Below are 19,377 nucleotides of genomic sequence, written 5' to 3' on the forward strand. Positions count from 1 at the left end.
TGCTGCTCTTTCCGGGGACCGCCCTCATGCTCGACGACCTACGTTGGGATACCGACCTGATCCGCCGCTACGATCTGGCCGGACCACGCTACACCTCTTACCCGACCGCCGTGCAACTGCACAGCGAGGTGGGCTCGTTCGACCTGCTCCATGCCCTGCGCGAGAGCCGTCGAGCCGTGCGCCCGCTGTCGCTGTACGTGCATGTGCCGTTCTGCGCCAACATCTGCTACTACTGCGCCTGCAACAAGGTCATCACCAAGGACCGCGCCCGCGCTGCGCCCTATTTGCAGCGCCTGGAGCAGGAAATCCAGCTGATCGCCTGCCACCTGGCCCCTAAACAACGTGTTGAACAGCTGCATTTCGGCGGCGGCACGCCGACCTTTCTCAGCCATGTGGAACTGCGCCAGCTGATGGCCACCCTGCGCCAGCACTTCCACCTGCTGGACGACGACTCTGGCGACTACGGCATCGAAATCGACCCCCGCGAAGCCGACTGGTCGACCATGGGCCTGCTGCGCGAGCTGGGTTTCAACCGTGTCAGCCTGGGCGTGCAGGACCTGGACCCTGCCGTGCAGCGTGCGGTCAACCGCTTGCAAAGCCTTGAGCAAACCCGCACCTTGATCGAAGCCGCACGCACGTTGCAGTTCCGCTCGGTCAACCTCGACCTGATCTACGGCCTGCCCAAGCAAACCCCGGAAGGCTTTGCCCGCACCGTCGAAGAGGTGATCCGCTTGCAGCCCGACCGGCTGTCGGTGTTCAACTACGCCCACCTGCCCGAGCGCTTCATGCCGCAGCGGCGCATTGACAACAACGACCTGCCCAGCGCGGCGGCCAAGCTGGAGATGCTGCACGCCACCATCGACCAACTGACCGCCGCCGGTTACCGCTACATCGGCATGGACCACTTCGCCCTGCCCGACGACGAGCTGGCCATTGCCCAGGAGGAAGGCACCCTGCAGCGCAACTTCCAAGGCTACACCACCCACGGGCACTGCGACCTGATTGGCCTGGGCGTGTCGGCCATCAGCCAGATCGGCGACCTGTACTGCCAGAACAGCAGCGACCTCAACACCTATCAGGACAGCCTGTCCAACGCCCAGCTGGCCACCCAGCGCGGCCTGCTGTGCAACCACGACGACCGTATCCGCCGGGCTGTGATCCAGCAGCTGATCTGCCATTTCGAGCTGGACTTCGAGCCGATCGAACAGGCCTTCACTATCGATTTTCGCGGCTACTTCAACGACCTCTGGCCCGAGCTGCTGACCTTGCAGCGCGACGGCCTGATCAGCCTGGACGACAAAGGCATCCGCATCTTGCCGGCGGGCCGCTTGCTGGCACGCTCGGTGTGCATGGTGTTCGACGCCTACCTGGCCATGCAAAACCGCCAGCGCTTCTCGCGGGTGATCTGAAAACCGAGGCGTTCAACCGCATGGACAAGTTTCCTTGCCGGGCACACTATGGGCACACAAGGACTCCCGGCAGGGCACCTGCCGGGGTTTCGCCAGTGCGCACCAAAAACGCGCACACTGGCCTACACCCTGCGTCGTAGGTTACCCTTACGACTTATGTGTGCTTTCCCACAAGGATCGATTCAAATGTCCGAGCCAGTCAAACTGCGCCCACACAACCAGGCCCACTGCAAGGACTGCAGCCTGGCCCCCCTGTGCCTGCCTCTTTCGCTGAACCTGGAAGACATGGATGCACTGGATGAAATCGTCAAACGCGGCCGCCCGCTGAAAAAAGGCGAGTTCCTGTTCCGCCAGGGTGACAATTTCGGCTCGGTCTACGCGGTACGTTCCGGCGCCCTGAAAACCTTCAGCCTCAGCGACAGCGGCGAAGAGCAGATTACCGGCTTCCACCTGCCCAGCGAGCTGGTCGGGCTGTCGGGCATGGACACCGAGGCCTACCCGGTATCGGCGCAGGCTCAGGAAACCACTTCCGTGTGCGAGATTCCCTTCGAGCGCCTCGACGAGCTGTCGGTACAGCTGCCGCAGCTACGCCGCCAGCTGATGCGGGTGATGAGCCGGGAAATCCGCGACGACCAGCAAATGATGCTGCTGCTGTCGAAAAAAACCGCCGACGAGCGCATTGCCACCTTCCTGGTCAACCTGTCGGCACGCTTCCGCGCCCGCGGCTATTCGGCCAACCAGTTCCGCCTGAGCATGTCGCGCAACGAAATTGGTAATTATCTGGGCCTGGCGGTGGAAACCGTTTCGCGGGTGTTCACCCGGTTCCAGCAGAATGGCCTGATCCGCGCCGAAGGCAAGGAAGTGCACATTCTCGACCCGATCCAGCTGTGTGCGCTGGCCGGTGGTGCAATCGAGGCCTGAGGCCAGCGTTTAGCGGGTATACTTGGGCATTCGTTTTCCCAGGATGCCCGCAACAATGCACAGCGACACCTTCGACCTCAAAGCCCTCATCCGCCCGGTAGTGGACTTCCCCAAGCCAGGCGTGATCTTCCGCGACATTACCCCGCTGTTCCAGTCGCCGCGCGGGCTGCGCTATGTGGCCGACCAGTTCATCGAGCGCTATGTCGAGGCCGAGTTCAGCCACATTGGTGCCATGGATGCGCGGGGCTTTCTGATTGGTTCGATCATCGCCCACCAGCTGAACAAGCCGCTGATCCTGTTCCGCAAGCAAGGCAAACTGCCGGCTGACGTGCTGAGCGAGGGCTACCAGACTGAGTACGGCGAGGCCTTCCTGGAAGTGCACGCCGACAGCCTGTGCGAAGGTGATTCGGTGTTGATCTTCGATGACCTGATTGCCACGGGCGGAACGCTGCTGGCGGCGGCCAACCTGGTACGTCGTACCGGGGCGCAGGTGTTCGAGGCGGCGGCGATCATTGACTTGCCAGAGCTGGACGGGTCGCGCCGGTTGCAGGCGGCTGGGGTGCCTACCTTCTGCCTGACCGAGTTTTCCCTCAGCGAATACTGAGTTGGCTTCCGGGGCTGCTTTACAGCCCCGGCAATTTCAAATCAGAGCGAAATCGGCCGCCGCCCCGCAAAGGCATGGGCCAATGTCCCGCCATCCACCATCTCCAGCTCGCCACCCAGCGGCACGCCATGGGCAATCCGCGAAGCCACCAACCCCTTCTCAGCCAGCAACTGCGCAATGTAATGCGCTGTCGCCTCCCCTTCCACCGTCGGGTTGGTCGCCAGGATCACCTCGGTAAAGGTGCCCTGTTCCTCGATACGCGCCATCAGTTGCGGAATGCCAATCGCCTCCGGCCCCAGGCCGTCCAGCGGCGACAGGTGGCCCTTGAGCACGAAGTAACGGCCACGGTAGCCGGTCTGCTCCACTGCATACACATCGGTCGGCCCCTCGACCACGCACAGCTGGGTGTCATCACGGCGCGTGTCGGCGCATTGCGGGCACAGCTCCTGCTCGGTCAGGGTACGGCACTGACGGCAATGGCCAACACCTTCCATGGCCTGGGTCAACGCTTGGGCCAGGCGCAGCCCGCCACTGCGGTCGCGCTCGAGCAGTTGCAGGGCCATGCGCTGGGCGGTTTTCTGGCCGACACCGGGCAGAATACGCAGGCCGTCGATCAGTTGGCGGATGAGGGGGCTGAAGCTCATGAGAAAGGCCTGACAATTCAATAAGAGGCGGTTTATACCCAGCGGGGGCAGTGGCGTCAAATCAGTAGACCGCGCCCTGGCTGAAATCTTTGCAAAAAAAACCGCCGCTGGATTCAGCGGCGGTTTTCGGTATCGCAATGCCCTTAGAACGGCATCTTGAAGCCCGGCGGCAGTTGCATGCCAGCCGTCATGCCGCCCATCTTTTCCTGGCTGCTCTGCTCAACCTTGCGCACCGCGTCGTTCAGCGCGGCGGCGATCAGGTCTTCCAGCACTTCTTTGTCGTCCTCGTCGGTCGACATCAGGCTCTGGTCGATGCTGACACGCTTGACGTCGTGACGACCGGTCATCACCACGCTCACCAGGCCACCACCGGACTGGCCGGTGACTTCAGCGTTGGCCAGCTCTTCCTGCATCTTCTGCATCTTTTCCTGCATCTGCTGGGCCTGCTTCATCAGGCCGGCCATGCCACCTTTCATCATGGGGGTATACCTCGATTGGGTCATGTGATACGGCCCGGCGCAGGGCCGGCCGCATGGTTATCCGTTACTGGCCCTGATTGGCCAGGGCCTCTACAGGCTCAATAGTATCCTGCCGCACCTTGGCACCGAACAACTTGATCATCTGCTGGATCAACGGATCCTGCTCGATCGAGGTGACCGCGTCCTGCTGGCGTTCGGCGCGCTTGCGCGCGGCGGCCTGGGCCGGAGTCTCCTGCTCGGGCAGGATCAGCTCGATGCGCAGGTTCAGCGTGCGCCCCAGGTGCTGGTTGAGCGCTTCGTTCAGGCGTCGCTGCTGGGTAGTGTTGAACAGCGCGCCTTGACCTGGATCCAGGTGCAGCAGCCAGTCGTCGCCTTCTGCACTGATCAGCGTACAGTTTGCCGCGATGTTGCCTGTCATCCCGGACACAGGCAACTGCGGGAATAATTCGAGCCATTGCAGGGCCAGGCCGGTGGCCGGCTTGGCCGCTGGCAGCGGCTGGGCTACCGGCTTGGGCGCTTCCTCCTGGATGTGCTCGGCCAGTTCGTCCAGGTAACTGAAACCGACCGGGTCACTTTCACCGCCGTAATAGTCTTCGTCCAGGGGAGGCTCATCGTCCCGGTCCATGCCTACGGCGGAGTAGGCGGACGGGTCGAAAGGCGGTTCATCATCATGGGCCGGGGCGGCCTGCTGGATTGGAACTGCGGGCGCAGGTGCGGGCACTGGCTCAGGTTGCGCCACCACCGCTGCCGGCGGTGCTGCGGGCTCTTCCCATGGCAGGTCGATCACCTCTACCGCTGGCTCGGACTCGGGTTCGGGCTCAACCACAGGAACAGGCTCAGGCTCAACGGCCGCAGCAGGTTCGGCCGCAGGCTGAGGCGGCGGCTCGACTGGCGCGGGGGCCTGAACGGGTGGCGCAGCAGGTTCTACCACAACCGTTGGCGGCGCCACGGCAACTACAGGCGCTGCCACTGGTTTTGCAGAATCAGCTGTGGCCTGGCTGATCCCCACTGGCTTTAGCACCGGTTTCGGTGCGTCGTCGGTATCGGCCGGGCGGAACGCCAGCATGCGCAGCAGCACCATTTCGAAGCCGCCACGCGGGTCCGGGGCCAACGGCAGGTCTCGGCGGCCGATCAGGCCCATCTGGTAATAGAACTGCACGTCTTCGGCCGGCAGCGCCTGAGCCAGCGCCAGCACCCGCTCGCGATCGCCCTGGCCGTTGTCCACGGCCTCGGGCAGCGCCTGGGCAATGGCCACGCGGTGCAGCACATTGAGCATTTCAGCCAGCACGCCGGCCCAGTCCGGGCCCTGTTCGGCGAGGTTGCGCACGGCCTCTAGCAAGGCCCGGGCATCACCTTCCAGCAAGGCCTGCAGCACGCCATAGACCTGACCATGATCCAGGCTGCCAAGCATCGCCCGCACATCAGCGGCCAGCACTTTGCCTTCGCCAAAGGCGATGGCCTGGTCGGTCAGGCTCATGGCGTCACGCATCGAACCATCGGCCGCGCGGCCCAGCAGCCACAGGGCATCCGGTTCGAACGGCACGTTTTCGGCAGCCAGTACGTGGCTGAGGTGCTCCACCACACGCTCCGGGCTCATGTTCTTCAGCGAGAACTGCAGGCAGCGCGAGAGGATGGTGGCCGGCAGTTTCTGCGGGTCGGTGGTGGCGAGGATGAACTTGACGTAGGGCGGCGGCTCTTCCAGCGTCTTGAGCAAGGCATTGAAGGAGTGCGTCGAGAGCATGTGCACTTCGTCGATCAGGTAGACCTTGAAACGCCCACGGCTCGGGGCGTACTGCACGTTGTCGAGCAGTTCGCGGGTGTCTTCGACCTTGGTACGGCTGGCGGCGTCGATTTCGATCAGATCGACGAAACGGCCTTCGTCGATCTCCCGGCACACCGAACAGGTGCCGCACGGCGTGGAGGTGATGCCGGTTTCGCAGTTAAGGCACTTGGCGATGATACGGGCGATGGTCGTCTTGCCCACACCGCGGGTACCGGTGAACAGGTAGGCGTGGTGCAGGCGCTGGTTGTCCAAGGCATTGATCAAGGCCTTGAGCACATGGGCCTGGCCGACCATTTCGCGGAACGAGCGCGGACGCCATTTACGTGCAAGAACCTGATAACTCATCGAAAAACCATCGTTGCCTGATAGAGCGGAAGAGCGCTAATGCTAGCGGAGCGGGGGCAAAATTGCACCCTACGCGAATCGTCTAAGCTTTGAGGCAGGTGCGTTGTTCAGGGAGGATACGCCTTTGCGAAGTTTGCTGGCCCTACTGCTGCTCTGGCCCATGCACAGCCTGGCTGAACAGCCCGTGCTGCGCTTCTCCGTTGCAGAGAGCTGGAGCATGCCGCTGGTCCGCATCGAAGGCGACCAGCCGGTGGAAGGCCTGGTGTATGACCTGATACAAGCGCTGGCCAGGGAAGTGGGCGTACGCCCCCAGTATCACGTCATGGCCCGCCTTCGCCTGCAGGAGGCCATGAACAACGGCGATATCGATGTACGCTGCTATGTCAGCCCCCAGTGGTTCAATGACCGCCCCGGGGATTTTGTCTGGAGTATCCCGCTGATACACCAGCGTGACGTACTGGTAGGCCGTGTGGGCGACAGCAGCCCCATGCCCCCGGAACAACTGCCGCCCCAAGCTATTGGCACGGTGCTGGGCTACACCTACTCGACCCTGCAACCGCTGCTGGATCAGGGCCAGTTGCGCCGTGAAGACAGCCGCAGCCAATTGCTGGTGCTGCAGAAGTTACAGGCTGGGCGCTATCGGCATGCGGTCAGTAACCAGCTGTCGTTGCAGTGGTTTAACCAAGGGTTGCCGGCTGATCAGCAGTTGCAGGTGCTGGCGGTGCTGGAGGAACAGGATCTGGGGTGCATGGTGCGTAGCGATCCGGGGTTACCGACCCAAGGGCTGCTGCGGGCGCTGGTGAGGATGAAGCAGTCGGCGGAGATCGAGCGGATTGTGCAGCGGTATGGGGGAGCAGGGCTTTCAGGGGATTCAGTGGCTCAACCTTGATCTGGGGAGGGCTGACGGGTGTACGCCGATGGTTTTTTATTGCCTGTGAGACCGAGCGCCGCCCACGCGGCGCATCGCGAGCTGCGCTCGCTCCTACGTTTGTTTCGGGCCAATTTTTCCTATGGGATTTGCGCGCGAACGCCTTGGCGCATGGCGCGATATCATGTCGTACAAACCAGACGGTCGCGCGCGCGTGCCACAGGCGTTACTGGCTGGAAACAAACGTAGGAGCGAGCGCAGCTCGCGATGCGCCACGCGGGCGGCGCTCGATCTCACAGGCGCCAAACAACCCAAGCCAAACACCCCGCAGCCATCACGCAATCACATGCCAACGCTGAGCACCTATAACCTCACCGCCGCTCAACTGCCAACGCGACAGCATCCGCCTGCCCCCAGGCAGTAGCTGATTGTGCGCTCACTCTGATCGAGCTCCCTGCCATCACACCAAAGCCAGCAAACCTGCACTCAAGTACAACCCCACGCCAAACACAAAATGCGTAGCCAAGCTCTTCAGGCAGTTACGCGCAGGCTTCGGCGTCCTGGACGCAAAGAACCCCGCGCCCATCGCCGGCTGCATGAAGCACAACGGTGCCACGACCGTACCCACGCCAACAACTGCTGCAGGCAACAAAGTAGGCGACAGCAACCAACCCTCCCCTACGATCACAACCAGCAGCATTGCGAACAGCACACCGATGGCGTAATGGATCACCCATCCCCACGCCAACTCATTTCGCACGGGTTCGGCTTTGGCAATCGCCTGATGCAGTACACGACCGTTCAGCAAATGCCCCGCCCAACGCCCGACCATGGCGAAATTCAGCGTGGCAACACCCAAGCGCCGCAGCAGTAGCCCCCACAGGTCCATGACCACCGTGGCACCAATGCCAATCGGCAAGGCAGCAGAAAACATCGCAGTAATCGTCATAGAACAAGCCCTCGAAGATTGACGGTCATCACCATGACGCGCAGCATAGAAGTTGAAGTCAACTTCAAGTCAAGGGCCTTCAATGGACATTGCCGACGTCGCCAAACGCACAGGCGTACCCGCCTCGACACTGCGTTACTACGAGAAGAAAGGTTTGCTCAAGTCACTCGCCGGGCGCGGCCAGCGGCGGCAGTTTGCAGCTGATGTGGCGGACAAGCTGGCGCTGATCGCGCTGGGGCAGGCTGCGGGGTTTTCGCTAGATGAAGTGGGCGTGATGCTGGTGGACCTGCAAGTGAACCGGCAGATGCTGATGGCCAAGGCGGACGAACTGGATGCGCGAATCAAGCGATTACAGGCGATGAGCAAGGGCTTGCGGCACGCAGCACAATGCCCGGAAGAGGATCATTTGGCATGCCCGAAATTCCAAAGGCTGATGAAGCTGTCTGCGGCAGGGGAACTGAACGATAAGCAGGCAAGTAAGAAGGCGTTCGCCGCAGCTTAAGGCTTTCTGACCCCGAAAATGGAGGCGGCCCCACCAGCCACACCCCGGCACTCGATGTCACCGCTACGGCTGCTCCCTTCCGGGCCTGACCGGGTTAACGGTTAATCAATGCGGGTAGCCTGTAAGCCTCGCCATTCCTGGGCTCTAACGCTTTCTGCTCGTCGCACAGCTATCAATAAGTGACCCCATTCTACAGTGCTGCCACAAGCCTTTGGGAGGGCTTTGGATCACTGCTTCGGATCACTTCTGGATCCCTTTTGGATCACCTAGCCACACCCTACCGGCTATTTTTGCCAAAAATGCGAGGCGATATAAACGACGCTGGCGCGCCACATTCCCCCGTCCCCCCCCGGGTCTGGCCGACCGAAAAGAGGCACCCCACCAGGCCTCACTTAAAATCCATTCAGTCGCTGCCGATTGATAGCCTTTTCGCGGCAATTAGATTGGGACTTTAGACTGGCTTACCTTGCCTGAACTCCCAAGTTGCAATCAGGAAGGTAGCCATAGCGCCAGCGAGGTTGACCGCTAGCTCAGCATGACGGGGAGCTGGCTTTACCCAGGTGGCTCCCTTTCCATGAGAATCACCGAGCCTGTTTCGGAGACCACCTAACCCCTCAACTACTGAGGTGCAGCCACCAAGAATGCGCTTAAAGTCTCTATCTGCATGTTGACTTGGCGAGAGGTTCAACTGCTCGGACGCCATGCCGTAGAGCTTGTTGATATCAGGTGCGTCACCATAACTGACCCCTGCCCCATCAAGTATCAGCTTGCACACAGCCTCAAGCAGACTCCTCGCCATAGTAATAGCGCCCTCTGGATCGCTATTCCGTCGCTCTATAGCTTTCTCCCAGGCAGCATGGACGTAGGCACCATCCAGTTTCCTCACTGACCCACTGATTAACTCGTCAGCTGGAGAGCGGGATGCGGATTCGAGTTGATCTAGAAGCGGTTGAAACTCCGAATAGAGATAGTCTCTCCGCTCTTGATAGGTGCCGAACTTCTGCTTGATGACTCCCCAGAATTGCCCAAGTGAACGGCACGTCTGCACCATCTTAGGAACCAAGTCTCCAAGCGCAGCCCCGAGTAGCTGCTTCCGCAAGCGAATGTAATCTGCATCTTCTCCTGGTGAGCCTGTCGCATGAGCGATCATTAGGTTCAGCAAGGACTCGGCTGAAGTCAAAAGCTCTCCACGCATGGCATCCGTGTCCGTCTCAACAATGTCTATGGACTATAGCGGAAGCCGCTCCCCCAGACCGGATCAGAAGGTGTACCTTCCGAGCCAACTTGAGCCAAACGAAGCGCTGCGGCCTTCGGCTGGATCAGAACTGTTGATTTATACCGATCCACTCAATAGCATATTGAGCTAGCTTTGTGATCCACCTTGCGCTCAAGGAGCTATTCGCCATGACCGCCACCATCGCCTACGTCCGAGTCAGCACCGACGACCAAACCACCGAGGCCCAGCGCCACGCCATCAGCCAACGCTTCCATGTCAGCGAGTGGTTCTCCGATGAGGCCACCAGCGGGGCCACTAAGGCAATGCAGCGGGAGGGCTTCAAGGCACTCCACGCCTACGCCAGGAAGGGAGACACGGTTGTCGTGGCAGCCATCGACCGATTGGGCAGAGACACCATCGACGTTCTGGAAACAGTCGAAGCCCTGAAGGCCAAGGGAGTGACGGTGGTATCCATACGCGAGGGATTCGACCTATCCAGCCCAGTCGGCAAGGCCATGCTCACCATGCTGGCTGCCGTAGCTGAACTAGAGCGGGCCAACATCAAGGCCCGCCAGATGGCTGGGATCGAGCAAGCCAGGGCGCTGGGCAAGAAGCTGGGGGCGCCGAAGGTAATCGATGATCAGGCCGTAGCCATCTGGAGGAAGGAGAACGAGGCTAGCATTGCGGATACGGCTAAGCACTGGGGGATTTCAACGGCTGCCGTGAAGCGGGCTTGCAGGGTGCTTCGAGTGCCACAGGGGGCAGCCGTATAGGCGAGGTTGCGTGTTTGGGGGTGCATTATTTTTTGCTCCCCCAAAGCACCGTTACCGCATGGCCGAGTACACGCTCTCACCAGCCCCGTAGTAGCTCGTGAAGATGTGGTGGAAGGCCAGCTCGCACTTCTCGTTGTAGATCCCCTCGTCGTAGCTCTCAGGCAAGCCCCGGTCGAAGACGATCTCCAGAGTGCGCCGCACATCACTCCTGGCTCTGTCTTTCTTGCGCCAGTCGAGCACCAGCTTCTCGGCCTTCAGGGTCTCCAGAAGCTCCTTGCAGACCTTCTTCACCTGCGCCTTTTCCTTCTCCGCAAGCTCAGGTACTGGCTTGGTCAGGATGTCGAACAGAGCCAGCTCTTCCTCGGAGAGGTTCTCGCGGATAGCTCGTTGATCCTCGACCTGCAGATCAGCAGTCAGATCCACCAGCTCCTTGAAGAACACCTCGATGTTCAGGCTGCCAGAGTTGTAGGCGTCGATCAGCTTCTGGAACTTCTCCATGAAGTCCTTGCGAGTGGGGTTCTCGGTCAGCATGGTTTCCAGTTTCATGCTCAGCAAGGCCCGGAGCTTCTCGGCCTCGGTGCGTTTGCGTCCCTGATTGAACTTCTCCTTGAGCTTCTCGAAGTCGATCTGGCTAAGGTCATGCAGTGGCTGATCGTCGTCTTCCTTGATGATGTAAGGCACCGGAGCGATGGAGCGATCCAGCAATTCCTCGACCTGCTGCATCACCTCGGAGATGTCGACGGGAGGGGCAAGTGCCTTGATCTTCTGAGCAATCACGGAGATCAGCACAGCGTCAGCAGCAAGCTCATTGGCATCAGGATCGGGAAGAATCGCCCTGTAAACCCGAGACACAATCCGGGCCTGGCTCATGAAGCTGTTCTTGGTTTCCTCATTGGCAATGAGTTGCTCAACCGCATCATCCAGTTTGGCCACCTTCTCGAAGCCTTGAGCATCCTTGATGGCCTGGGCATTCACACCGTGCTCAGACAAGAACGAGATCCCCCTGGCAAGCAGGTGCTTCAAGTACTCGACCAGCTCGGCCTTGTTCTTGATTGGCTCACCCTCACTGCCTTCACCAGAAGAAGCCCCACCGTAGATCGCCAAGGCTTCCTGCAGCTTACGGAAGACCCCCACATAGTCGACGATCAGCCCCGCCTCCTTGCCCGGATACTTCCGGTTGGCCCGAGCGATGGTCTGCATCAGGGTGTGGTTCTTCATCGGTTTGTCGAGGTAGATGGTCGAGCAAGACGGCACATCAAAGCCGGTGATCCACATGGCGCAAACGAAGACCAACCGCAGCGGATCCTTCGAGTCCTTGAACTTCTCGCCCAGGTTCTCTTCATTCATGCGCTTACGGTGCGGGAGGATATCTAGCCCTTTATCGGCTAGCTCCTTCACCTCGTTCTGACCTTGGGAGACGACCACCGCCATGTCGGTCGATGTCATCACCTGGATCTTGTGCCGCAACTCTTCTTGCTGCTCCTTGGGAGCCTTTGCGAGCTGAGCTTTCAGGTCAGTCAGATACGTCTTCCAGTGATCCTGAACCTTGTTGTACATGCGGACGGCGGTGGCCTTGTCGATGCACACCAGCATGGCCTTGCCCTGGTAACCACGACCAACGAAATGGTTCACCAGATCCTTGGCGATGGCTTCAAGGCGATCCTCTCGGGTGATCAGGTGATACTCACGGGCGAAGACCTGCTCGACCTTGCGCTCCTGCTCCTCGTCCAGCTCGGCCTCTTCGAGTAGCGCCGCCATGTCCTCATTGAGGTTGTCATTGATGAGTTGCATCTCGGGAATGCGGTTCTCGTAGTACAGCGGAACCGTGGCACCGTCAGCGATGGACTGGCCGAAGTCATAGACGGAGATGTAGTCACCGAAGACCTCTTTGGTCTTCTCCTCGCCAGCCATAAGTGGCGTCCCGGTGAAGCCCAAGAAGGCGGCATTAGGGAGTGCCGTCCTCATGTTCATGGCCAGGGTGTCGTACTGGGAACGGTGAGCTTCGTCGGTGATGACGATGATGTCCTGGCGGTCAGAGAGCTGCGGGTAGACCTCGCCTTTCTTGGTGCCGAACTTCTGGATTAGCGTGAAGACGTAGCGGTGGTCTTCGCTGAGTAACTGCTTGAGGTGAGCGCCGCTGGTGGCATGAGCCTCGACCTCACCCACCGCGCCTGTGGCAGCGAAGGTCTTGTAGATTTGCTCGTCCAGTTCGTTGCGGTCGGTGACGATCACGAACGTCCAGTTGCCTGGGATCTTGCGAAGGATCTTCTGAGCGAAGAAGACCATCGACAGAGACTTGCCTGAGCCTTGGGTGTGCCAGAAGACGCCAAGCCGCCCGGCCTGATCCTTGGGGCGATCCTTGGTTCGCCAGACCTCAGCGATGGCCTTATTGACCCCCAAGTACTGGTGGTTCTTGGCGATCTTCTTGATCACGCCCCCAGCCACATCCTCGAACACGGTGAAGTTCTCGACGATATCCAGCAGCCTGGAAGGCTCACCGATGCCTCTGATCGCGGTCTCCAGGGAGACAACGCCCTTCTCACCTTCATCGTTGATCCGCTTCCACTCGAACAGATGCTCCCACGGCGAGAAGGTGCTACCCACCACCGTCTGGGAACCGTTCGACAGCATCAGCGCGCCGTTGTAGGTGAAGAGCTGCGGGATGACCGTGCGGTAGTCGGTGAGGTTGTCGTCGTAGGCAGCCTTGAGCGTCTTGTGGGTCGCCTTCAGCTCAACGAACAACAGCGGGATACCATTCACGAAGCCCAGCAGGTCAGTGCGCCGCGTGTGGTAGTCCCCCTTCACCCAGAACTGGGAGGCGAGGAAGAAGTCGTTCTCCTCGACATTGCCCCAATCGATGACCTTGGCCACCTTGAGCGTGTTATGCCCGTGCTCATCAGTAACCGGGACAGGCACCCCGTCCTTCAGCAACCGGTAAACCTCCTGATTGGCGTTGACCGGCAGCAGCTTGGAGCGATCTCGGGCCAATTCCTCGACCACCAGATTGATGGCATCGCTGGGCAAGTCAGGGTTGAGCTTGCTGAGTGCGGCCCGCAGACGATCCTCCAGCACCACATCCTGCTGGGTCTGGCGTCCTTCGCTGGAGGAACTACCTGTCCACTCTGCGTAGAGGTTCCCAGTTTCCCAGCCGAGAGACTCGAACAGCGCGATGGCTGGCTGCTCGACCAGCGTGTCCTCGGAATAGTCGTGCGAATGTGGTGCTGCTGGACTCATGCGCCTGAACTCCTTTTAGGTCGGCATGGGAATATCGGATACGTCGATCTCACCGGAGATTAGCTTGGGAAGGAGCAGGTCTCGCTGGGCTCGGAGGTTACGGTTAGCTTTTTGCAAACAAAGGATCTTATCAAACAACGGAGCTGCTAACTTGTTGTAACCGCACAGCAAATCCTCTTTTGGCTCAACAACTTGCAGAGAAGCGAACTTTCCGCGACTAAGGTTAGTCATTGTCGCGCCCGTAGCTCCATAGTTGTTTATTTTTTCCTTCAGCGCCGTAGCTGAAAAAAACAAAAACTCCCGCAAGCCTGGAGCGCGAGGAACAATAGAGTTTATCTGTTGATTAGTCTGAGAGGGCTCCGAAGTAATAACCACCACCCCAGCAGTGCCGATACAGCTAACGCATATGGAGCCAGGCGGTATGGTTTTCGTTTTTTGAGAGCTCACCCCTTCCTCCGAAAGCCTTTCGGAGGTTTCAATTATGAAAGTATTGCCATGCATGTCAGGGAGTTTAATAAAAGGAACGACCCCACCAAAAAACTCTGAATTATTCTTGCTAGGTGTTTTGCCAGTGATGATTTCACCAAACTCATCAAGAGTTGACACCTTCCAGTCTTCAGGAATCAGCCCAAGCTCACTCTCCTTGAACTTCACACCCTCGTGCCCCGGAAAGCGAAACTGAACGAACCACTCCTCGTACAACCGCCGCGCCATTTCTTCGAGGATCTCGATGCGGCGCGTGTTGTTTTCGATGAGATCGTCGTAACTAGTTATAACCCTTGAGATCCTTTCCTGAGTCGCCACTGGAGGCAGCAAAAATCTAAACCGCTTAATATCCTTTGCGCTTATATGCGGGATGTTTACGCCAGTCAGAATTGAGAGAACATAGTCGGTAAAATCAGCGCTACCGATAACGCAGCGTAGGTAATCCGTCTTAAGACTTTCAGTACCACGAAGACGCGCAACTCGCTGAACAAGGAGTGAGGGAGTATCCTTGCGCTTAACCCTGGCATACTTTAGGCCCGCACTGATCCAAGGTCGATCCATTGCGAGTATTATGTCCCGCTCCCTAAGATGAAACGCCTCGTATCTCTGGTAATCAGCGACAGGCCATCTTTTAGCCTTATCCCAACGCAGCTCTCCCTGAGCAACATTGTCGCCACGCAGGAGACGCACATCGCTTTCGTCGTCTGTATAGCCAGAGCTTTTAAACGCGTACCCCACTACTAAATCAACATGATCCTCTAGAGTAACCTCCTTCCAAGAAGCACCTACAGTCATGCGGATGCTCCATCGAAGATCACTGCAATGTTATCTGCAATTCTCAACTCGAGTTCTCGTGACTCAGCATTCAGAACCTCCAGTTCTTCAGCCAACTCCTCTAATCGCTCAGTGAAGTCCACATCTTCCACTTCTCTTGCAGCAGCACCCACGTATCGCCCAGGGTTCAGCGACCAGCCCTGAGACTCAATCAGCTCGCGAGAAGCAACCTTGCATAAACCCGGCACATCCACGTAGCCCTTGCCCAGTCCTCTTTCAGCGAGCAACTCAGCACTTCCCTGGTCTAGCTCTGGAGCCTCACCTCGATACAGGCGCACGATGTTGGCGAGAAACTCGATCTGTTCAGGCTTGAAGTCACGGTGTGCCCGGTCGATCTGCCGGTAGATGTGGCGAGCGTCAATAAACAGAACCTTGTCTGCTCTCTCTGCATCGCGCTCCTTCGCCCGGTCAAAGAACCACAGCGTGCAAGGCAGGGTCACGGTGTAGAAGAAGTTCGAGCCGACCGAAACGATCACATCGACTGCACCGCTCTCGATGAGCTTCTGCCGAATCACCTGCTCGCTGCCTCTTGCATCACCTGCCGAGTTCGCCATTACGAAACCAGCACGGCCATTCTTGTTTAGCGATGCGTAAAAGAGCTGGATCCAGAGGTAGTTGGCGTTGTCGGTCTTCGGTACACCGAACGGGAACCGCAGATCCCCCTCAAGACGCTCCTTATCGACACCCGATACGTTGAACGGCGGATTGGCCATAACGAAATCGAAGCGCCCGCCATCACGAGTAACGGCCTCATGCGGGTCTTCGTAGTAGGTGTTGGCGATACGCACATCACCCGACAGGCCATGCACAGCCAGGTTCATCTTGTTCAGATTGACCGTGACCTGCTCTTTCTCGGTGCCGAAGATGGAGATTTCTTCCATCGCTGTCTTGTGGTGACGCTTAACGAAGTCAGCCGACTGGGCGAACATACCGCCCGAACCACAAGCCGGGTCGAAGATCCGCCCGTGGAACGGCTCGATGATCTCGACGATCAGCTTTACGATGGACTCTGGGGTATAGAAGACACCGCCCTTTTGGCCTTCCTTCAGCGCGAAGTTGCCCAGGAAGTACTCATAGACTTTGCCGAAAGCGTCCCCACTGAGATCCACCGGGCCAAGCAGCTTGATCAGCTCCAGCAGCACCGTGTTGCCAAGCTGGACGTAGTTGCGAGGCAGAGCGCCCTTGAGGTCGACGTTCTCCTCCTCAACGGCCTTCATGGCTTCGTTGATCGCCAACCCGATGACATCGCCCTCGGTGAGGGTCTGCAGATAGGAGAAGCGGGCCTTCTCTGGCAGAAAGATCACGCCCTCGGCCAGATAGTCATCTTTGCTGACCTTGCGGCGACCACCAGAACCAATCGGCCCCAGCTTCTCTTCAGCAGCGGCGTACATCTTCTCCGCATAACGCAGGAAGATCAGCCCCAGAACAGGCACCGAGAACTCCCCCGGCCTCAGCCCTGTGTTGGCCCATAGTTGGTCAGCTACAGCCCACAAACGCTTCTCTACATCTCCAGTGACCAAGGCACATCTCCACGCAGTAATACAGAAATGCCGAGAGCTTACTACATACGAGAGCCGATCAAACGCATGGCTATAACCGGAGCAGACCAGAGTGCCATCACGCGCTCTACTACCAGAGAAAAGCAGCCGACTTGCCACAAACGCTATATCAGCAAGATCGCAGCACGTTCGGCGATGATCGATTAACACACAGTTATGGAGGAAAGAACGCGTAATCTCGCACGCTCGATCCCCAACCATGACGCTCGATCAGCAGCTCTGGCAAACAGCCGGAGGGACTGATTGAGCCAGGGAAAGGAAACAGCCCAGCGAGGCGACCGCCGAGTACCTACTGCTACTTTGAGCTTCAGGCGTACAGCCCCTCTCACTGCCCCGACCAATCGGCCAGCAGTCACGGGTGATGACGAACCTGACATAGCTGGCTGGGAGGTGATGGCACCCAGTCGAGGCTGGCTACCTGCGATGACTTGCGGGGTGTAGCGGTGGATGGCGAAGCCACTCTATGAGTGTCTTTGAGCTGTCCTTCATCCATGGTCATTACCATCAATCCATCAATGAAGAACGAAGCAATGAGACAGCATCAAGCCTGTCTTGCGGGGACACTGGTAGATGCTCTTCAAGCTGCACCGCAAGTTGCTCTTGATGCAGTGATCATCCCCGTCAGTGGTTGTCAGGAAGCTCAGGCCTCTCTGTCAGTCCACCGCTCGCTCATCTTTATGTACCTCCAGATGACTCCGCCCAGGAGTTTCCCCATTCGCCTCTGCCATCCATCAGCCCTGGCCTCAGCACAGTAACGACCTAGGCAACCACTGCTGCCCAGGCTTTGGCCCATGGATGGCATCCAGGAACCGGGGAACTCCTGAGCAAGTCACCAAGCATCAACCCTGCATCCCTTGCAGATCCCCCTCAAACCCAGCCCGTTTTGTCCAGCCGTCCGAGCCGTCCGTGTTTCCCTTGTAGATGGGAGCTGGTGGCATGGATGGAAGGGACTCTGACGGCTGAACAAAAAGGATGATCTACGCCATGAAAAGCAAACGAACTGGCAAGACCTTTAACCACACTCCCGCCAACTGCCCGAAGCACGTCATGCAGACTCTTGGCTTCAGCGAGGAACAGACCGAGAGGATGATCCGGGTTCGCCGGATACTTCCCTTTGTCGAGAGCAGAACAGAGCCGTGTATTGATGCCCGGAAGCTCTGGGAAATAATAGGCAGACCCGAAGCCCGTTTCGACAAATGGGTCTCTCGCGGCGCGGCAAGAATAATGGACGAGTTCGGGCATTATTCGGAGGTGGCAAAGAAGAGCACGCCATCATCGCGAAAGCCCCGCACCGACTACAGTCTCAGCCGTAACTGCGCGGCGCATTTGGCCATGAGCACACAAACTCCAGAAGGGCGCGAGGTGCGGCACTACTTCCTCGACATGGAAGAACTGGCCTTCAAGCTCATCCGCTATACCCCGATCCGGGGCTCCATGCTCACAAGCATCGACAATCAGGTCGCTCATCAGGCGTTCGTCATCGCTGGCGAAAAGGCTAAGTCTGGAGAGCTGCCAAAGAGCCTCGTCAGGCAGGAAGCCATGGAGATGAAAGCGTGCCTGATGTCGCTCGTATGCTGCGTTATGACCGGACTGTCCGCCAGCGAATGGCGAGCCAAGATAGGCCGTCACATTCGGGACTCGCTCAACCCCGATGACCTCAATCAGTACAGCCGAGCCTATGACGCCGCCCTGACCATGCTGGCTGGCGGCATGACACTGTCGCAGATCGAGGCAGTACTGAGCCATTCCTACGGAACCAGCGTCGACCCGAGCGACTACATCAAGACCCAAGCGGAGGAGGCCTGATGCGTCTGCCTGAATTGATGTTCTTGGGCGCCCTGCTGCTATGGCCTTTGATTCCCCTGATGTACCTGCTCTGCTTCGTCTGGCAGACAGACTTCAAGCTGGTGGCTAGATCCAAGCAGAGAACCATAGAAGGCTCTCGCTCATGAAGAGCATCACCAGCGAAGTGAGAAAGGCCAGGAAACGGAGTGCTTCGGGCATGGCTGCGACAGCCGAAGGCACCATCTAGCATCCACTGCTGAGCGAGACCCTGGCCGCAGACAAGCGCAGATGGAAAGCAGCCCAGCAGATGAACCTTCCAGTGCTCCGGCTGACGCCAACAAGCAGCAACAGACAACACCCCCATCACCCTCCGCCTGGACAGCCAGGAGGCCGACACATCGGCTTGGTGTTGGGGGTTATTTTTTTTACCGCACCTCCTTCGAGAACGACGACAGTCGAACCGGATTCATCACCGCCTCGGTCAGCGAGACGGCCAGTTGCTCACCCTTGTCGGTCAATCGCACGATCTTCCTGCGGCGCTCCATCGGATCTGGGGTTGCCACAAGCAGCCCATGCCCTGGCTTTTCGAGACGATGCCACTCAGACAAGGCCGACACATTCCTTGAGCAGGACGATTGGGTCATTCCAAGGTTCTTCTGTAGATCCGTCATCGTGCAACCTGGGTAGATCGCAGAGTAAAGGAACAGTGCGATGCCTTGTGCTTGCATCTCGGGATCAACACCTCGAACCTCTTCAATTGCCTTGAAAAGCTGGACAAGTGCATACCGATCATAAGTCAAGGCTTGCTTGCTGAATGTGGTTTCCATGTACTTCACGCTCCATCCTTCCCGAAATAGAAACCAGTGCTATTCCACGCCAACTCAAAGCACTTCGGCACTCGGACATACAAGTCGCCGATGAATAAGCAAAAGCGTGCTTTTCCAATAAAGACGTTGAAGCCAAATTGATTACCTATCATTGGCTGA

The 19,377-nt window shown here is 58.7% G+C and carries 16 protein-coding genes and 1 other RNA gene; 7 read left to right on the forward strand and 10 right to left on the reverse strand.

Going from position 1 to position 19,377, the window contains the following annotated elements; genetic code table 11:
* Nucleotides 1–26 precede the first annotated feature (26 nt).
* The 3 genes from hemN (at nucleotide 27) to ACF8R4_RS11700 (ending at nucleotide 2,934) form a co-directional block, all read left to right on the forward strand.
* Nucleotides 27–1,409, forward strand: a complete 1,383-nt coding sequence (hemN, locus tag ACF8R4_RS11690; protein WP_060499654.1) for an oxygen-independent coproporphyrinogen III oxidase — start codon at nucleotides 27–29, stop codon at nucleotides 1,407–1,409.
* 186 nt (nucleotides 1,410–1,595) lie between these two features.
* Entirely contained in the window at nucleotides 1,596–2,330 is a 735-nt protein-coding gene (fnrA, locus tag ACF8R4_RS11695; RefSeq protein WP_016711709.1) for a Crp/Fnr family transcriptional regulator FnrA, read from the forward strand.
* Between the two features lie 55 nt (nucleotides 2,331–2,385).
* Entirely contained in the window at nucleotides 2,386–2,934 is a 549-nt protein-coding gene (locus ACF8R4_RS11700) for an adenine phosphoribosyltransferase (protein WP_016711710.1), read from the forward strand.
* Between the two features lie 41 nt (nucleotides 2,935–2,975).
* Here ACF8R4_RS11700 and recR read toward each other — a convergent pair whose 3' ends face one another.
* The 3 genes from recR to dnaX form a co-directional block, all read right to left on the reverse strand.
* Nucleotides 2,976–3,578 (reverse strand): recombination mediator RecR, encoded by a 603-nt coding sequence (gene recR / locus ACF8R4_RS11705; RefSeq protein WP_027609459.1) that lies wholly within the window; start codon nucleotides 3,576–3,578, stop codon nucleotides 2,976–2,978.
* A 143-nt stretch (nucleotides 3,579–3,721) separates the two neighbouring features.
* Nucleotides 3,722–4,057 carry a YbaB/EbfC family nucleoid-associated protein gene (locus ACF8R4_RS11710; RefSeq protein ID WP_003254305.1) on the reverse strand — a complete coding sequence of 112 codons (336 nt, stop codon included), beginning with the start codon at nucleotides 4,055–4,057 and terminating at the stop codon, nucleotides 3,722–3,724.
* 64 nt (nucleotides 4,058–4,121) lie between these two features.
* Nucleotides 4,122–6,185, reverse strand: coding sequence for a DNA polymerase III subunit gamma/tau (gene dnaX, locus ACF8R4_RS11715; RefSeq protein WP_156867831.1), 2,064 nt, complete (start codon nucleotides 6,183–6,185; stop codon nucleotides 4,122–4,124).
* A 124-nt stretch (nucleotides 6,186–6,309) separates the two neighbouring features.
* On the opposite strand from dnaX, the gene ACF8R4_RS11720 reads away from it, so the two are divergent.
* Nucleotides 6,310–7,074, forward strand: a complete 765-nt coding sequence (locus tag ACF8R4_RS11720; protein WP_392492445.1) for a substrate-binding periplasmic protein — start codon at nucleotides 6,310–6,312, stop codon at nucleotides 7,072–7,074.
* Between the two features lie 439 nt (nucleotides 7,075–7,513).
* On the opposite strand, the gene ACF8R4_RS11725 is transcribed toward ACF8R4_RS11720, so the two are convergent.
* Nucleotides 7,514–8,002 (reverse strand): DUF2938 domain-containing protein, encoded by a 489-nt coding sequence (locus ACF8R4_RS11725; protein ID WP_104834253.1) that lies wholly within the window; start codon nucleotides 8,000–8,002, stop codon nucleotides 7,514–7,516.
* Between the two features lie 82 nt (nucleotides 8,003–8,084).
* On the opposite strand from ACF8R4_RS11725, the gene ACF8R4_RS11730 reads away from it, so the two are divergent.
* Entirely contained in the window at nucleotides 8,085–8,504 is a 420-nt protein-coding gene (locus tag ACF8R4_RS11730) for a helix-turn-helix domain-containing protein (protein WP_392492447.1), read from the forward strand.
* A gap of 28 nt (nucleotides 8,505–8,532) precedes the next feature.
* Here the strand turns inward: ACF8R4_RS11730 and ffs are convergent.
* Nucleotides 8,533–8,629: signal recognition particle sRNA small type (gene ffs / locus ACF8R4_RS11735), an RNA gene on the reverse strand.
* Nucleotides 8,630–8,955: 326 nt separating this feature from the next.
* Nucleotides 8,956–9,699 (reverse strand): abortive infection family protein, encoded by a 744-nt coding sequence (locus tag ACF8R4_RS11740; protein ID WP_392492448.1) that lies wholly within the window; start codon nucleotides 9,697–9,699, stop codon nucleotides 8,956–8,958.
* 209 nt (nucleotides 9,700–9,908) lie between these two features.
* Here ACF8R4_RS11740 and ACF8R4_RS11745 point away from each other — a divergent pair, with 209 nt between their 5' ends.
* The gene (locus ACF8R4_RS11745; RefSeq protein ID WP_392492450.1) at nucleotides 9,909–10,493 is read left to right on the forward strand and encodes a recombinase family protein; all 585 of its coding nucleotides are present in this window, start codon (nucleotides 9,909–9,911) and stop codon (nucleotides 10,491–10,493) included.
* A 51-nt stretch (nucleotides 10,494–10,544) separates the two neighbouring features.
* Here the strand turns inward: ACF8R4_RS11745 and ACF8R4_RS11750 are convergent, their stop codons facing one another.
* From ACF8R4_RS11750 to ACF8R4_RS11760, 3 genes are read right to left on the reverse strand one after another with little or no spacing between them, the layout of a single operon-like run.
* Nucleotides 10,545–13,727 carry a type I restriction endonuclease subunit R gene (locus ACF8R4_RS11750; RefSeq protein WP_392492452.1) on the reverse strand — a complete coding sequence of 1,061 codons (3,183 nt, stop codon included), beginning with the start codon at nucleotides 13,725–13,727 and terminating at the stop codon, nucleotides 10,545–10,547.
* 15 nt (nucleotides 13,728–13,742) lie between these two features.
* Nucleotides 13,743–15,008, reverse strand: coding sequence for a restriction endonuclease subunit S (locus ACF8R4_RS11755; protein ID WP_392492454.1), 1,266 nt, complete (start codon nucleotides 15,006–15,008; stop codon nucleotides 13,743–13,745).
* Entirely contained in the window at nucleotides 15,005–16,567 is a 1,563-nt protein-coding gene (locus ACF8R4_RS11760) for an N-6 DNA methylase (RefSeq protein WP_392492456.1), read from the reverse strand. The genes ACF8R4_RS11755 and ACF8R4_RS11760 overlap by 4 nt, the downstream gene beginning before the upstream one ends.
* Before the next feature lie 1,023 nt (nucleotides 16,568–17,590).
* Between ACF8R4_RS11760 and ACF8R4_RS11765 the strand changes: the two genes are divergently transcribed.
* Nucleotides 17,591–18,412: an antA/AntB antirepressor family protein gene (locus ACF8R4_RS11765; protein ID WP_392492458.1), complete on the forward strand. Its 822-nt coding sequence runs from the start codon at nucleotides 17,591–17,593 to the stop codon at nucleotides 18,410–18,412.
* 404 nt (nucleotides 18,413–18,816) lie between these two features.
* On the opposite strand, the gene ACF8R4_RS11770 is transcribed toward ACF8R4_RS11765, so the two are convergent.
* Nucleotides 18,817–19,218 carry a MarR family winged helix-turn-helix transcriptional regulator gene (locus ACF8R4_RS11770; RefSeq protein ID WP_200627591.1) on the reverse strand — a complete coding sequence of 134 codons (402 nt, stop codon included), beginning with the start codon at nucleotides 19,216–19,218 and terminating at the stop codon, nucleotides 18,817–18,819.
* Nucleotides 19,219–19,377: the final 159 nt, after the last annotated feature.

The sequence above is a fragment of the Pseudomonas sp. FYR_2 genome, from assembly GCF_043106425.1.
Classification (GTDB): domain Bacteria; phylum Pseudomonadota; class Gammaproteobacteria; order Pseudomonadales; family Pseudomonadaceae; genus Aquipseudomonas; species Aquipseudomonas monteilii.